Here is a 14485-nt window from a genome sequence, read left to right as displayed (position 1 = left end):
TGTTTCGAATTATGAGAAACCAGAATTTGGCTTATGGGTCGAGTGATTTTTGAAATGGCACAGCCACATGGACAAACGCTCCTCCAACGCTAGCGCCGCTTTGGTTCCTCGACGAGGCCGGTGCGTGGTTTCGCTCGTCGCATGGACGTTGCTCCTGTCGTATCCGGGTATCGCGCTTGCGACCGACCCGCCCGCGGCCGACAAGGCCGTCGAGGTCGTCGTGACGGGCACGCGAACGCCGGAGCAGAGCCAGCGCGCGACGGTGCGCGTGGATGTGGTGACGCGTCAGGAGGCTGAACGGCGCGGTGCAACGAATGTGGCCGAGGCGCTCTCGGGGCAGCTCGGGGTGCAGGTCAATCCGGCGGCGTATGGCGATATCGGCAATCCGAGCGCCATTCAAATCCAGGGCCTCGATCGGCAACGCGTGCTGGTGCTCGAGGATGGCGAGCGCGTCATTGGCGACGTGGGCGGGGCGATCGATTTGTCGCGCATGCCGCTTTCCGATGTGGCGCGTGTCGAAGTCGTGGCCGGCCCGATGAGCTCGTTGTACGGCACGAGCGCCATTGGCGGCGTGGTCAATGTGGTCACGGGGCAGCCGCTGTATCCGGGCGTGAGCGGGCGCGTGCGCATCGAAGGGCGCAATCGACGCGGATTCATATCGCAAGGAAATGCGGCATGGCGTGGCGAACGCGTTTGGGCGACGCTCGATGGAAACTTCGTGCGCACCGACGGTGTTGCGCTGCGCGAGGACCAGCCGGATTTGGCAATGCCCGACCGGCTTCAAGGATTGATTGGGTTTCGGCTGGGCGCGCGTATTGGGCCGCGTACGCGCGTACAGGCGCGCGTGCGATGGATTCACGATGCTTCCGAGCGCCGACAAACGCAGATTGTGCCTGGCCTTGGGGCATTTCGTATCGATTTGCCGCAACGAACGGATCGATTTGCCGTGCACGTCGTGGAGCTCATCGATATCGGCAAAGGTTCGACCTTGCGATTGGCGCTGGGACAACAATGGGCGTTCGATACGACGGAAAAGGATCGCTATGAATCGCCGCTCGATGAATTGCGTGCGCGAAATGCCAGTTTGTCAAGCTTCGAGGCGACGGCGACGTTTGCCGATGGACCTCGAAGGACGTGGGTGGTCGGTACGCGGGCCGAAGTGGAAAAACTATCGCAGCAGCTTACGAAATCCGAATTTGCGAGCGGACAAATTCGTACGAATACTGCGGATGAATTGACGCCCGCGACGCTTGGCAGCATTGCCGCATATGCGCAGCTCGGTTGGAAGCCCATCGATACATTGACCGTGCTCGTCGGTGGTCGAGGTGAAATGCACTTGCGTTATGGTGCGGTCGCGGTCCCGCGGCTCGCTCTTTCGTATCAACCGTCGAGCGTGGTCACGGTGCGTGCTTCGCTTGGTCGAGGGTTTCGAGCGCCTGCGGCCAAGGAAATCGGGTTTGCATTCGATCACGGTGCGCTTGGTTATCGGGTGCTCGGCAATCCGGACCTTGGGCCAGAAACATCTTGGGGGACGAGCGGCGACGTGAGCCTGCGCATGACGAAAAACCTGCTTGTACGCGGCGGCGTTTTTTCTAACTGGATTGACAACATGATTGATATCGACATTCGGCCGACGACGAGTCAGGGCGGCATTGATGATTATACGTATCGAAACATCGGTCGAGCGCGCACGTTTGGCGTGCAAATCGATGCTGCGTGTACGCTTTCGAAGCGATTGCGTGCCGAAGCTGGATATGCGTATCTCTGGACGCGCGACGACGAGAATGAAAGGCCGCTCGAGGGGCGTCCGCCGCACACGGTGTATACGGCAATCCGGGGCGATTTACCGTGGCGCTTGGAGCTCGTGATGAGATACCGAATGGTCACCGACGCATTCCTCGATGAAGGATTGCGAACGCCGGGCTTTCAGACGCTCGATGCGCGTTTGGCGAGGCCATTATGGTCGGGCGCGCAGGCGTATGCGGGCGTGCTCAATGCGCTCGGCGTGCAAAAAGATCCTGATCGATTGGGCGATCAACGTCCGGTCCAGGGTCGAACCATCTACGTAGGCCTCACGGCCGAATATCCCTTGGAGGAACGATGAATCGAACATTTTTCGCAGCAGCGCTTTGTCTTTTCGTTGCCGGATGCAGCGAATCCGTTGGCAATCCTTCGTCGACCGGGACGACACCCAATGAGGACCCTGGCAAAACGCTCGAAGTGCCGGTGTCTGCGTCGAGCAGGACGTTCGTTTCGTACAAAGAACCGGCGATCGTGACCCCCATGGGCGACGGATCGATGGATTCGAGCTGGGACATTGCATTCGAGAAATACGATATTTTTACGAATAGTGGTGTTTCTGGGCCTGGCGATGGAGGAGCGTTCGGGCCGCTCGATGCGGCGACCTATGACGAGGGCATTGCGCCCACGGTGCCGTTTGTCACGAAAGACCAAACGGGTGGACCGTTCAGCGATTATTGGGCGTACGATCCGATGATGCACGTGCTTTGGGTGCGGTACCATGTGTTTGGTGTGCGCGAGGGGGACAAACTCTGGAAGGTGCAGATCCTCGGTTATTACGGCGAAATGCAAGGAGCGCCGATTGCGGCGATCTATCGATTGCGCTGGGCCGAAGTGACGTCTTCCGGCGCGGGGCCGACGCAAGAGCTCGTTGATATCGACGGCACGGCGGGCGGATCGCAGCCTGCGGACGACGTGCCGAGCGAGTGCCTCGATTTGGGCAGTGGGGCGCGTGTTTTTCACACACCTGCGAGCGCCCTGGCCACGAAAGATTGGCACCTTTGTTTTCGTCGCGCGACGATCAGCGTCAATGGCGAGCTTGGGGGTCCGCGCGGGGTGACGGCGGTCGATTTGCACGCGGGCGAGTCGAAGAACGAAACGCTTGCGATATTGAGAGAGCGCACGGCGGACACGGAGCTGGCTCGATTCGATGCGGTGGGTCATTCCGAGCTCACGGCAGCGAATTTGGTTTGGCGTGGCGATCGCGTGATCAGCGCATTCTCCGATTACTGGGTGGATCCGGCGACGAATCCGAAAGCACCGGCGAATTTTTCGTGGCTCACGATGGCGGCCGATGGGGTGACGCGTTATCTTTTGGTCTTCGATCGCTTCGAGGGCCCAACGGAAGAAAGCCCTGGCAAGGTCGTATTGCGCATTCGGCCCGAAGGATTGTAGCGAATCCCTGCTCGTCCAATACCGCTGCGACGAGCTATCTCCTGCCGTATACCCCGCCGCCATCTCCGAGCTGGCGCCGCGTCTCGAGACCATGCTTGCGCCCGAAATGCATTGAGACGCCTTTCGAAACAATCGACTGGAAGATGGCAGGCTACGAGGACTGCAACAGCGATTGTCATTGCGCGAAACAATGCAGCCGCTGATCCACCCATAACCTTGACGACACAAGATAGCCTGTGAATCCCGACTACTTTCTCCCCCTGGCTCTGCAGCACCTACGTTCTGGCGCGTTTGGCATCGGCGCGGGTGCCGTGGTGATTCTGCTGTCGGCGCTTGCACTCCCGCGAGGGACGCGGATGGCGCTCTTGCGCGCACCGCTCATGCTCACATGGCTCTCCGAGGTCCGCGCACCTTTGGCCATCGATGTTCACATCGCTGGTCGATGTCCCGGAACCTTCGCGATCGATGTTCGGATGACCCGCACACCTTCCCGAACCTCCGGCCACCCATGTTCACATCGCGTTGGTGATGTCCCGGAACCTTCCCGATCGATGTTCACATGACTCGCCGAGGTTCACGCACCTCCGGTCATCGATGTGCACATCGCCATGGAGATGTCCTCGGACCTCACGCGGTCGTCTTGGCATCGTTCCGGGACCTTCTGCCACCTGCGCGATCGATGTTCTGCGTCTCATGACTGCCAAAGTCGTCCGCCTAGACACTGAAACCTCTTTGACGCAGGCTTTCCGCGCGGATATGGCGCTCGTATACACCTTGGAGGTATCATGGATGACGATTTCGATCCGTCGCGGTACGCGCGTGCTCCGAAGCTCGATGTGCCAAGCGCGATAGCGCTTTCCATCAAGCTGCTCGCGGCGGTGCCGAAGAAAGCGCCCGCGGCGGTCAAGAAGGCCGCAAAGGCGCTTCGTCAGAAGGTCATCGTTTTGCAATCGGCGTGGAAGGCGCGCGATCGCGTGGAAAAACGCGCCGATGCGCGACCCGTCGACGTGCTCGCGGACAATGCCATGAGCCGCCTCGTCGGGCGCATCGAAGACTACTCGGGACTTCCCGCGGAGACGTATCCGCTCGCGGCACGAGCGCAAGCAATCCTGGCGACGCTGTTTCCGAATGGCGTGTCTTTCTTGAAGGACGATTACGCGAGCCAATGGGCGGAGACGCAAAAGCGCATCGAGCGCATTGACGAAGAGAACCTCGAGGCGGACATCAACGCCATTGCCGGCCCCGAGTTTCTGAAAGAAGTGCGACGCATTCACAAGCTGTACGGCGAAGCCGTCGGCGTGACGAAAGCGCGTACCGAATCGCCCGTACCGAGCCTGTCGCAGCCGCTGCGTGACGTGGGCGCGGCGATGGGGAGCCGCTCTCGCCGCCCTCGTCGCTGGCACGATCCCCTCCGAATACCGAACGCACCCCGCAAGGTGCCGCACTCCGCAAGGTGCCAACCACCTTGAGATGTACGCTCGCGCTTTCAAAACGTGCGCTCGACCGACGACGCCTCCCCCAAGACTTCTTCCACACGCTTCACCCACGTCTGTTTTCCATCGAACGTCATCACGTATTCGTAAACCGGTGACGCGCCGGCCGCGGCAAGCTCGCTCGCGTACCGCAGCTCGCGCACTTGCTGGGCACCTTCTTTGAGCACACCGTCCACGGTTTTTCGCGGGCTGTCGAGCACCTTGAATTCGATGACCACGCCAGGGCGCCCAGAAGTTCTTGGTCGCATGATCATGTCGGCACGACCATAACCGGATTCTCGATTGGACCGAATTTCGTATTGCTTCTCCAAGTGCACGAGCAGACCCAGGACGAACCCGTGGTAGAGTTTTTCGGGCTTCGCTCCCGCCGCATCGTAATAGGACATGGCCGTGAGGAGGATCCGACCGAGGCTCTCTTGCACCGTGGCAGCATCTCCGGCAAGCAGCGCTTTGACGACGGTTTTCGTGTCATCCGATGTCGGATCGGCTTTGGCGAGCCACATGCGAAAGAGGTCCTGATACACGATGTTCACTTCGCGATTGGGTATGGCGAGTTTTCCATGATATCGTCCCATGTCGAGCTGCAAATCGACGACCTTCAAGTATCCCGCGAAGAGCAAAAAATTCCAGAACGCTTCGGGAATCCGATCGATGTCGCGCAAGACGATGTTGGAATCGATTTGCACGTCGATGGTGCCTCCGTTCAAGAGCGCAGCCGATGTGTCGGACAAACCGAGACCCTCTTTGAGCGCAAGCCGCTCGATGAGCTCGTTCGAAGCGGTGTTCACCCAATAGGGCTCCAAGACGCCGTTTTTGATGTAATGGAGAATCGACCATGGATTGTAGATGACGTGCCCGCCAAAAACGTACCCATTGTACCACGAGCGGACTTCTTCCAAATGCGCAGGCTCGACGATGGAAGCGACTTCGTCTTCGGTAAATCCGAAGGACGTACTGTAGGGCTCGTGGAGGATCGTCCGAACATCGATATGGTTCAGGCCTGAAAACATGTTTTCTTTGGACACGCGCAAGATGCCCGTGAGCACCGACTTGAAAAGCGCGCTGTTGTCTTTGAGGCACGCTGAAAAGAAGTTGCGGAAAAACAACACGACGTCATCGAAAAAGCCATGGGCATAGCCGGACTGTACCGGAGTGTCGTATTCGTCGATCAAAATGACAGCACGTTTGCCGTGGTGTTCATGAAGGGCTTTCGAGAGCCAGAAGAACGCATACTGAAGCTCGTTCGCGGTGGCCTCGCCCGTCAGCACACGTTGGAACTCCCGCGCGATCGTCGCATCGAGCTTGTTCTCGTCGAGCAAGTAACGGTGCTCGCGGTACGCAGTAACGATCTGAGCACGGATTCCATCGAGCGCATCGGCGAATGTCTTGGCTTTGACGTCTTTGAACGTGGCGAAGATGACCGGGTATTGTTGAAAGTGCGCCATGGTCTCGGCGTTCTTGGTGACCTCGAGGCCCGCGAACAACGGGAGAAGATCTTCGTTCGTCTTGCGGAGGAAGTGCCCGAGCATCGACAGGTTAATGGTCTTGCCGAATCGTCGAGGCCGCGGGAAAAGCAGCACCTTGCTGGAGTCGTCGAGGATTTCGGTGATGAAGCTCGTCTTGTCGACGTAGCTGAGCCCCGCTTCGCGCAGCTCGCGAAAGTCCGAGTAACCGATGGCAGGACGAAATTTTTTCATGACGCGACCCCGAACTCGCTGGCCACTGTTACTTGGCGCCCGTGGTATGTCAAGCGGGCATGGGCAGGCGCAGTTTTTCCTTCCGAAAAAGGTGCCAACCACTTCGGAAAAAGGTGCCAACCACTTCGGGCGTCCCGCCAAAAATGCCGGGACGCACCTGTCTCAGTAATTCATCAGGGCTCCCACCGCTGCCCCGTCTCGCAGCTCACGTGCTGCATCGATATCCGCTCGCGGCTCACGTCCATCGTTGCAAACACAATCGGAAGCTGGAATCGCCGCGGGCCAATGGAGCCCGGATTCACGATGACGACCCCCTTGTCCCGCCCCATGAACGGCACGTGCGAATGGCCGCAGACGACGATCGATGCGCCCTCTGCATGTGCGAGTTTCGCGACTTCCGCACGCAGCTTGGGCCCGTACACAGCAATGTGGACGAGAAGCAGCGTGACGAGCGGGCCGTCGAGGTCACGCACGTCAATCGTGATGACGTCCGGGAGATCGTGCGCGTGGACATCGATATTGCCCCGCACGGCGGTCACGTTGGATAGCTTCGCGAGCTGGTCGAGCACCCCGAGGTCGCCAATGTCGCCAGCGTGCAGGATGTGCGTTGGATGCTGCGCCGCGATGTGTTTCGCACTTTCCGGATGCGGCGCGCTGTGTGTGTCGGCGACGAGCACCAGACGCGCACCCGCGCTGGGGACCTCGAGCGTCTGTCGCCGATGGATCAGCTTGGTCGGTGTCTGCGAACGCGTTCTCACGGCGCGGCTTGGTAGCACCAATCAAGGCGCCTGGAAAGGCCGGCCGTGCCGGCCAGACCTGCCAAGAACAGGTGCCAGCCACTTAGGGCCGAGAAACTTGGCGTTACGAGGTCCCGAGTTCCAGCGACTCCGTCATTGGGAGCGACAGTCCAGTTCACATCGCAAGCCGGTTGCACGACGCAAACCAGTACCTGCGAATCCGCAACGGAATGTCTAATACATTGCACGGCGCACGCACGCCCCCATTGCGTGTGCGCAGCGCTTTCTCTTTATGCTGCTAGCTTGGCGCGTGCATCTGCGATTTCCAAATTCTGGCGCGTTGGATGCAATCGCGAAAATGCATCTGGATCGTTCGAGCAACGTGCTCGTGGGTATTTGGATGGCGCAAAGGAGCCTGGTGGAAATTCCACATCCGTGTTGCCACGTTTGTACTCGAGTGAGCTGTCTGCAAATGCAATGCGAAATTCACGATACCATTTGTGATACAGTTGCCACAACGACGGCTTCGTCGTATGGCAAAGTGGCTGATGTGAGCGCTTGCGCTTAGATGGCGCGGGCCTTTCGGTTGGAATGACCGTGCGTGCGAGCAGTTGCCGTCGAATCGGGGGGGCAGGTGCGAGCTGGACATGAGTGTCGGCAACGGGCGATGGTTTTAGCTTCTCATTGATCAATCGACGCAATTTTCTTCGGAGCTTTTTCTTGTCGAGTCGCGACAGTTGTGGCAATAGCTTGTGTTCGAGCGTCACGGTCGACAGGAATGGCGCAATGTTGCTTGGCCGGCCATTGTTGTGCCAAGCTGTCCGGTCGAAACACAAGAATCGTTGGTTGCGGTTTTGGAAAAAGAACGCGGCGCTCGACAACCCTGGCCAATCGCTGATGGAACTTGCAATCCCCGCATTTTGCGGATTGGCGAGGAGGTACCCCAGCATTTCGAGCTCTGCGGCATCGTCCAACACTTGAGCAGCCGCATAGCGTCGCGCCCACAATTGATTTGTTCGCCCAAGAAACCGATTCACATTGACGGCGATCTGACCATTCAAATACGCCATGAAGTCTGCGAAGTTTTTCTTCGGGGCCCGTAAAAGCAAGTGCGCGTGGTTGCTCATCCAAACGAAACCGTACAGATGCACGCCGAACATTGCAACGCCGCGCGCCATGCAGCTGCCAATGATGTTGGGAATCGAATTGGTAAATGTGTCATAGGGAATCTCGGGGCGTGACGTATGATTGGTTTCCGAGAGTCCGATCATGTCCGTGAGCGCTTCGGTTGCCTCGACGCACGCACGTCCGCGTTCGATCATCGCGAGCTTGTTTTCCCAGTCGACCTGCCGATATTCAGACTCTTGCCAGGCACGTGGACATGCATAGGGGCTGAGTGCGAAACGCCCCTCGATGGTTCGGATGGTCACAAAATAAATTTCGGTAGCGAGAAGTTGTCGCAGTCGTCGCATACCTATACATCGACCGGGCGAGGAGCCAGTTGCGTGATTTGACGAATTTTTTTTCGGTCGGCATCTTTGGCCTGGGTTTGGAGCTTGCGCACCCCTAAGTGGTTGGCACGTCCAAGTCTGGGCGCCCCAAAGTTGGGCGCCCCAAAGTGGTTGGCACCTTCTGGCACCTTCTATCGCGTGGGACGCGTTGCACCTTGTGTTTGCTGTAGGTCGCGTTACGCCCACAAAAGTGGTTGGCACCTTGTGGGGGCGTGCCGTACGTTTTCAATTCACTTGCCGATGACGCGATCGGTCGCGAACTTAAAGTACGCCGAGTACGCCGCGTCCTGTAGACATTCGAATAGCGGCACGGCGACGTTGTTCATGTCCCGGCATCCATTGACCTGTTTGGTCGTCGTGTTACGCGTGAGCGTGTAGGGGGGACCTGCGCCAAGGTTTGTCAGGTTTGGATCGTGCGTATCGGGCTGGCGCGCGATGATCACAGGAATGATGCCCAAAGCCGTACAGCCGCCGACGATGACATCGAGCAAACTGTTTGCCGCGGTATACCCTTGGCTGCAAGCGGTGCTGCCCGAGAGCAATACCGCCGGAACGGGCACCTGCGCAAGCGAAGCGGCAGACACGTTCCCGCAAAGCTTGGCTGCACCATTGGCATTCGGTTGCCCCATCGTCTCGAAGCTCTGAAGCGCCGGATCAAGGTTTTCCGAAGCGAGATGGCCCGGCGGAGCTCCCATGGACACGAGTGGCATGGTCGCATTGCCGATGCTCGCCTCGATTTTGACGTTGTTCATGTTGAGCGGTGCGGGGACGCCGCCGAGATTGATGGTGAGGAACAGCGAGCCGGGGCCCGCATTGAGCGTTTTGCCCGCAATGCTGGCGCTCAGTTTGCCCGTTGGCACGCGGGCAGCATCCAGCGTGAGCGTGTCGATCGTGTACCACCAATCGAGGTCTGCAGCGCCATCGTATACAGTGCCGGCAGGAATGATGGGTATTCCGGTCGTCGATCCGAGCTGCAACATGGGATCGCTGGTGCCGCTCAAATCGTCGAGATCGAGCATCTGGAAGATGATCGTGATGGATCCGTCCTTGACGCTGGCAGTGATGGCGTCGGAAATCGTGCTTTGACCTGCCGTTGCAATGGCGCTGCCAAGGCGGTTGGCGGTGCAATACGTGTCCGTGCCATATTGCATGGCGAGCCAATTGGCACGCTGTAGCTGCTCGAAGGTGCACGTGGCACTGCAGCCGTCCAGGTTGGTCGTATTGCCGTCGTCACATTGCTCGGAAGGCTCGCGCGTGCCATTGCCACAAATGGCCACGATGATGGTTTTGCACATCGCGTCGCATGTTGCGGATCCAGGCGGTTCGCATTGTTCGCCCGCCATCGTGTCGAGGCACCCGTCACCGCACGCCGATGCCGTGCACGTACCATTGTTGCAAAGGCCGCCTGCGCATGCCGAGCAGTTCGGCTCGTTCATGCCCGCTGCACACCGTCTCCCAATTTGACCGTTCTGGAGCGTGTCGGTGCACGTTTCCGTGCCGTCGCACGTATTCATGTCGTTGCAATCGACGTCCGTCATGCACGATAGTGTACAATTGTCTTCGCAACCCGTGTTGGTGCCGTTTCCAGCCCCAAAATCGCAAGCTTCGCCAATTTCCAGAAAACCGTTGCCGCACACGGCAGTGGGAGCTTGGCAAGCACCATTTTGACACGAGCTCGGTGCCACACACGCCGGATCTACTGCGACAGGATTCGTCGTGCACACATTGGCCGCACTGCACGCTGCAATCTGGCATGTCGGCGCGATGGGACAATCGGCGGCTGGATCGACGCAGGAAAGCGTGCAATTGGCGTCGCAGCCGTCGCCATCGACGAGGTTGCCGTCGTCGCAAACTTCGCCGAATTCGAGTACACCGTCGCCGCAAACGGTCGGCGTACAAGTGCCGCCCTTGCAAACTTGGCCCTGACCACAGTAGGCGCCTTCACCAAGGGGATTGCCGCAGGTATGCGTCGCGTCGTCGCAAACCGTGCCGAGGCATGGATCGAGGTTCGTGCAATCACGCAAAGGATCCGAGGACAAACACGAGAATTTGCAATCATTGCAGCCATCGCCATTCGTGACATTGCCGTCGTCACATTCCTCGGATTCGCTCTTGAAAAGGTCGCCGCATTGATCAGGACTGCAAACACCCGCGACGCAGATCTGCCCATTGCCGCAATCCTTTCCGTCGTCCGCGGCAGTCCCCTTCGAACACGTGTGATCGTCCAGGCAAGTTTCCTGGCCATTACACGGATCCATATCGTCACACTTGGCATCGCCCGTCGCAGGGCTCGCGTTGTTGCAGGTGTAACTGCAATCGGGCTCGCACCCGTCCCCGCCAACGAGGTTTCCATCATCACAAGCTTCCGCAGACTCGAGCTTGCCATTGCCGCAAACGCCCAAGTCCCCGCCACCTCCACCACCATCACCACCCGTCCCGTTGGGCTTGATGGTTACGGCATCACCGCCGCACCCAGCAAAAGGTGCAGTTGCGGCAAAGCCCATGATGGCCACGAACGTCGCAAGCCGAGGCGAATACCAATAAGTGCGCACGATTACTCCTCCGAAGTGGTTGGCACCTTGGAAGGCCCGACGGCCTCCTAAGCAAGGGGCTTGCGCAAGCAAGCCTTCTGGAGGTCACATTATCGTCTTTCTGTTGATCCGTGGGGAAAATGATCGGCCCAAACGGCGCGATGGAAAAAGGTGCCAACCACTTGGGGAAAGCGATGCCCCGAGAGAGGTGCCCCACAATCTAAGTGCGTAACCTCGTTTTTGTGAACATAGCTACGCCGTCACGGCTTCTCATCGCCGTTCGAAGCGCCCAGTTTTCTCGGTGACATCGATGCGACCGATGACCGCTTCGCGGCCGCCGGAGACGGGTCGATGGTCGGAGCCTTCGTACATCTTCGCGTCGTACGAAGGCGTTGGTCGGGTGCCTTCGATTGCCGTGAGGGACGTCAGACGCATTCGAATTCGCAAGAGGCCATCGGTTGCTTCTGGGCCGTGGAGCTCTCGAAAGACGCCCCAGGCGATGACGCTACGCCAATTGGCGAGATCCTTGATGTGATCGACCTGAAAACAGACGCGCGGATTGTTGCGCATCATGCGCACCTTGAGGCCCTCGTCCAAATGTACGTAAATGCCGTTGTCGCGATAGACGTAGCCAATCGGTACGACGTACGTCCGGTCATCGGCGTGGCACCCGAGATGCCCGATGATTTCCATGCGCAGGACTTCGTCAATCTCGTCTTGCGTGAGCTCGCCGGAAAACCCCCGGCCTGCGAACGCCGGCGCTGGCGAACCCAGAGCACGAATTCGTGCGCGGCACGCTTCGCAAAGGAGGTCGTCCGTTGGAGTGCCGCAAGCCGGACAGCGTCTGCTTTCTTGGGGCACTTCCGGCTGTTTGCCCTCGACCCGCTGAATCCAAGGAACCGTGACGACCGGACAAGGAGCCGTGCGCGCAACGCGTTCGGCGACGCTCCCGAGCAGCACGCTCGTCGAGCCCGTGTGGCCGTGAGCGCCGACGACGATCAGATCGATCGAATGATGCCGCGCGTACCGGACGATTTCTTCTGCAGCATTTCCCGATGCGACCGACGTTTCGACGCGAATGCCGACGCCAAGCTCTGCGGCCAACTGTTCGAGGGTCGACCTTATCGTCACCGGCACACGCGGCCGCTCTACGTAAAGGATGTGCAGGCGTGCGCCAAATTGTTGCGCGTAGGCGTGTGCAACTTCGCCCGCAATGCGCGAAGCTTCGGAAAAATCCGTAGCGAATAGGATTTCACGCACCGCCCGTGGAGTCGGAATCGCTGTCTGCACCATGCCGATGCCTCGATGATGGGAGGACGATTCGACGCGGGGCAATTTCTGGACCGGCGACGGTCGTTGGTAATGCGTAGGGACGAACTCGAGGTGAACGTCGAGGGGCGATTGCGGACTTTATTTGGCTGCTCGTCGACGCCTGAGCACCGCCGCCAATCCCGCGATCGCCGCACCAATCACCGCGCCAAGCCCACCCTGCGCATCCGCCGTCGCGCAGGCTCCGCATCCGCGATTCATTGGCGGGGGCAGGGGAGGCACCTCACCGGCGGGGCCGCTCGGAAGCACGGCGTCCTCCGAAGATTCGAGCTCCGTTTCGTTGGCTTGTAGAAACGAGGCAAGTTGCGCGCCGCGAGGAGCAAATGCGGTATTCGTTGCGACCGTGGGACCACTGGCGACTTGTTTGATGGGTCCGCCCCACATGCCGCGCTGAGGCTTCTCGCACTCAATCGGCCCCTCCCACGGATGAAGCATCACGTAGCGGCCTTGGAACATGTTGATGCCGCTCGGCTGGGCGCCGCGCGTCATTTTACCTTCCGGATCCGGCACTCCGTTTCCGCCCATGATCGGGGGTGCGGCGCGAAAAACGAGGTCTTCGCCGAGGGCATTGCTATCGTACCGCGCGTGAAGACGCGTCAGCGTGAACGCATTGGCAATTTCCGGCGGCGCTTCTTTGGCGCCTTCGTATCCGGGCAATGCGTCTACGCCAAGCGTCGCCAGGTCTCCCACATTGAGCGGCGGTTCGGGGCAAGGATCGCACGATCCAGCGCTCCAGGCGTATTCGGTCACGACGGCTTTCGGATGTTTTGCGAGCACCTTGTCGAAGAGCGACGCGTAAAACGTACCGAATGCCGGCTTTACCGTATCGTTCACGCGAATGTTCGTCGGAATGGCGAAGTTTTCGTAATTGGCGACCTCGAAGCGCGAACGCGCCAGGATGTGCACGATGAGGTCTTGGGTGCCGCCGGAATTGATGAGGCCCAAACGCACGGGCAAGCTGAACGTTTCGCTGTCGTAATGAAAACGCAGAGGCGAAAGCATCGCCTGCCCATTTTCGAATTTTACCTTTTTGATATCGACTTTGGCCACGAAAAACTTGCTGCCCTGCGCGACGTATGGGCGCAGGTAAGGTTCGGCTCCCGCGGGTATCTGGTACTTTTGCGCGCGCAAAAATGTGTCGAGCCCCAATGAATCTTTGGCGCTCAAGATGAGGATGTTGTATTCGCCGACGCTGAAACGCGATTCGATTTTGACCCCGTGGCGCTCGGCGACTTCTTCGTCATCGTCAACGGACCCCGATTCTTCGACGGTGACCGATCGCAACATCTCCATTTCGCGGTACGGGGGACGGCATGGATCTTGTTCCCAATATTCGACGAGCCTTGGGGCGGCCAAACGATCGACGCGGCCAAACACGTCGGCAGGAAGCGTCTTTACGTTGTCTTCGTTCAGCACGACGGGGACCGGCACGACCATCGCGAAGTCTTCGGCGGGCCCTTGGTAGTTGTTCTGCATCGAGAGCACGGTGCGCGTGCCTTCGCGCATGAGCACCACGAGCGTTGCGTTGTTGAAGAGTTTTGCATCGGCGCCGCTTACATAAAATCCGCAGAATCCTTCGGCAGACGACGCGGCGGACATCGCAGCAAGAACAAACGTAGCAGCAATACCGAACGAGCGTAGGCGAGGCGACATGCACGCGATGGTCGCACGAATGTCGGCCGGTGGGCAAGAAGAACCTCCAGCCGAGAAAGGTGCCAACCACTTTTGTAGAGGTGGGAGGCGTTACCCTGCTGAAAAGGTGCCAACCACTTTTGTAGAGGTGGGAGGCGTTACCCTTCTGAAAAGGTGCCAACCGCTTTCAAATGTGCATTTTTAAACAATTACAAGGTGCCAACCACTTTTTGAGGGCCCATGAAAAGGTGCCAACCACTTCTGGCAAGGCTGGACCCTTGGCATCGTTCGGGTCGTCGGTTTTACCGGTAACGACCTCGGGCCGCGGGAGCCGAGATTTTTTGCACTAATCCCTTGCTT

The 14485-nt window shown here is 59.1% G+C and carries 9 protein-coding genes and 1 pseudogene; 3 read left to right on the top strand and 7 right to left on the bottom strand.

The window, feature by feature from the left end; genetic code table 11:
• Positions 1 to 262 precede the first annotated feature (262 nt).
• The 3 genes from IPM54_28015 to IPM54_28005 all read left to right on the top strand — a co-directional run bounded on the left by IPM54_28015 (position 263) and on the right by IPM54_28005 (position 4664).
• A complete protein-coding gene (locus tag IPM54_28015) occupies positions 263 to 2104 on the top strand; it encodes a TonB-dependent receptor (protein ID MBK9263639.1) in 1842 nt (613 codons plus the stop codon).
• Positions 2101 to 3195 carry an HmuY family protein gene (locus IPM54_28010; protein MBK9263638.1) on the top strand — a complete coding sequence of 365 codons (1095 nt, stop codon included), beginning with the start codon at positions 2101 to 2103 and terminating at the stop codon, positions 3193 to 3195. Before IPM54_28015 ends, IPM54_28010 begins: the two co-directional genes overlap by 4 nt.
• 785 nt (positions 3196 to 3980) lie before the next feature.
• Positions 3981 to 4664 carry a hypothetical protein gene (locus IPM54_28005; protein ID MBK9263637.1) on the top strand — a complete coding sequence of 228 codons (684 nt, stop codon included), beginning with the start codon at positions 3981 to 3983 and terminating at the stop codon, positions 4662 to 4664.
• Positions 4665 to 4681: 17 nt separating this feature from the next.
• On the opposite strand, the gene IPM54_28000 is transcribed toward IPM54_28005, so the two are convergent.
• The 7 genes and pseudogenes from IPM54_28000 to IPM54_27970 all read right to left on the bottom strand — a co-directional run bounded on the left by IPM54_28000 (position 4682) and on the right by IPM54_27970 (position 14146).
• Positions 4682 to 6385 carry an AAA family ATPase gene (locus IPM54_28000; protein MBK9263636.1) on the bottom strand — a complete coding sequence of 568 codons (1704 nt, stop codon included), beginning with the start codon at positions 6383 to 6385 and terminating at the stop codon, positions 4682 to 4684.
• A gap of 173 nt (positions 6386 to 6558) precedes the next feature.
• Positions 6559 to 7143: a metallophosphoesterase family protein gene (locus IPM54_27995; protein MBK9263635.1), complete on the bottom strand. Its 585-nt coding sequence runs from the start codon at positions 7141 to 7143 to the stop codon at positions 6559 to 6561.
• Between the two features lie 269 nt (positions 7144 to 7412).
• Positions 7413 to 8552 carry a transposase gene (locus IPM54_27990; protein MBK9263634.1) on the bottom strand — a complete coding sequence of 380 codons (1140 nt, stop codon included), beginning with the start codon at positions 8550 to 8552 and terminating at the stop codon, positions 7413 to 7415.
• Between the two features lie 311 nt (positions 8553 to 8863).
• The gene (locus tag IPM54_27985) at positions 8864 to 11185 is read right to left on the bottom strand and encodes a DUF4215 domain-containing protein (protein MBK9263633.1); all 2322 of its coding nucleotides are present in this window, start codon (positions 11183 to 11185) and stop codon (positions 8864 to 8866) included.
• A 249-nt stretch (positions 11186 to 11434) separates the two neighbouring features.
• Positions 11435 to 11857 (bottom strand): pyridoxamine 5'-phosphate oxidase family protein, encoded by a 423-nt coding sequence (locus IPM54_27980; GenBank protein ID MBK9263632.1) that lies wholly within the window; start codon positions 11855 to 11857, stop codon positions 11435 to 11437.
• A 177-nt stretch (positions 11858 to 12034) separates the two neighbouring features.
• Positions 12035 to 12457, bottom strand: a pseudogene (locus IPM54_27975) (universal stress protein).
• Between the two features lie 117 nt (positions 12458 to 12574).
• Positions 12575 to 14146, bottom strand: a complete 1572-nt coding sequence (locus IPM54_27970) for a DUF2330 domain-containing protein (protein ID MBK9263631.1) — start codon at positions 14144 to 14146, stop codon at positions 12575 to 12577.
• Positions 14147 to 14485: the final 339 nt, after the last annotated feature.

This window comes from Polyangiaceae bacterium, assembly GCA_016715885.1.
In the GTDB taxonomy this organism is placed as follows: domain Bacteria; phylum Myxococcota_A; class Polyangia; order Polyangiales; family Polyangiaceae; genus Polyangium.
This window is presented reverse-complemented; position numbering and strand designations above follow the sequence as displayed.

What these genes read in the sequence shown, in the direction of transcription:
- IPM54_27970 (MBK9263631.1), bottom strand. Translation starts at nt 14,146, where the DNA reads ATGTCGCCTCGCCTACGCTCGTTCGGTATTGCTGCTACGTTTGTTCTT.
- IPM54_28010 (MBK9263638.1), top strand. Translation starts at nt 2,101, where the DNA reads ATGAATCGAACATTTTTCGCAGCAGCGCTTTGTCTTTTCGTTGCCGGA.
- IPM54_28005 (MBK9263637.1), top strand. Translation starts at nt 3,981, where the DNA reads ATGGATGACGATTTCGATCCGTCGCGGTACGCGCGTGCTCCGAAGCTC.
- IPM54_28000 (MBK9263636.1), bottom strand. Translation starts at nt 6,385, where the DNA reads ATGAAAAAATTTCGTCCTGCCATCGGTTACTCGGACTTTCGCGAGCTG.
- IPM54_27980 (MBK9263632.1), bottom strand. Translation starts at nt 11,857, where the DNA reads ATGGAAATCATCGGGCATCTCGGGTGCCACGCCGATGACCGGACGTAC.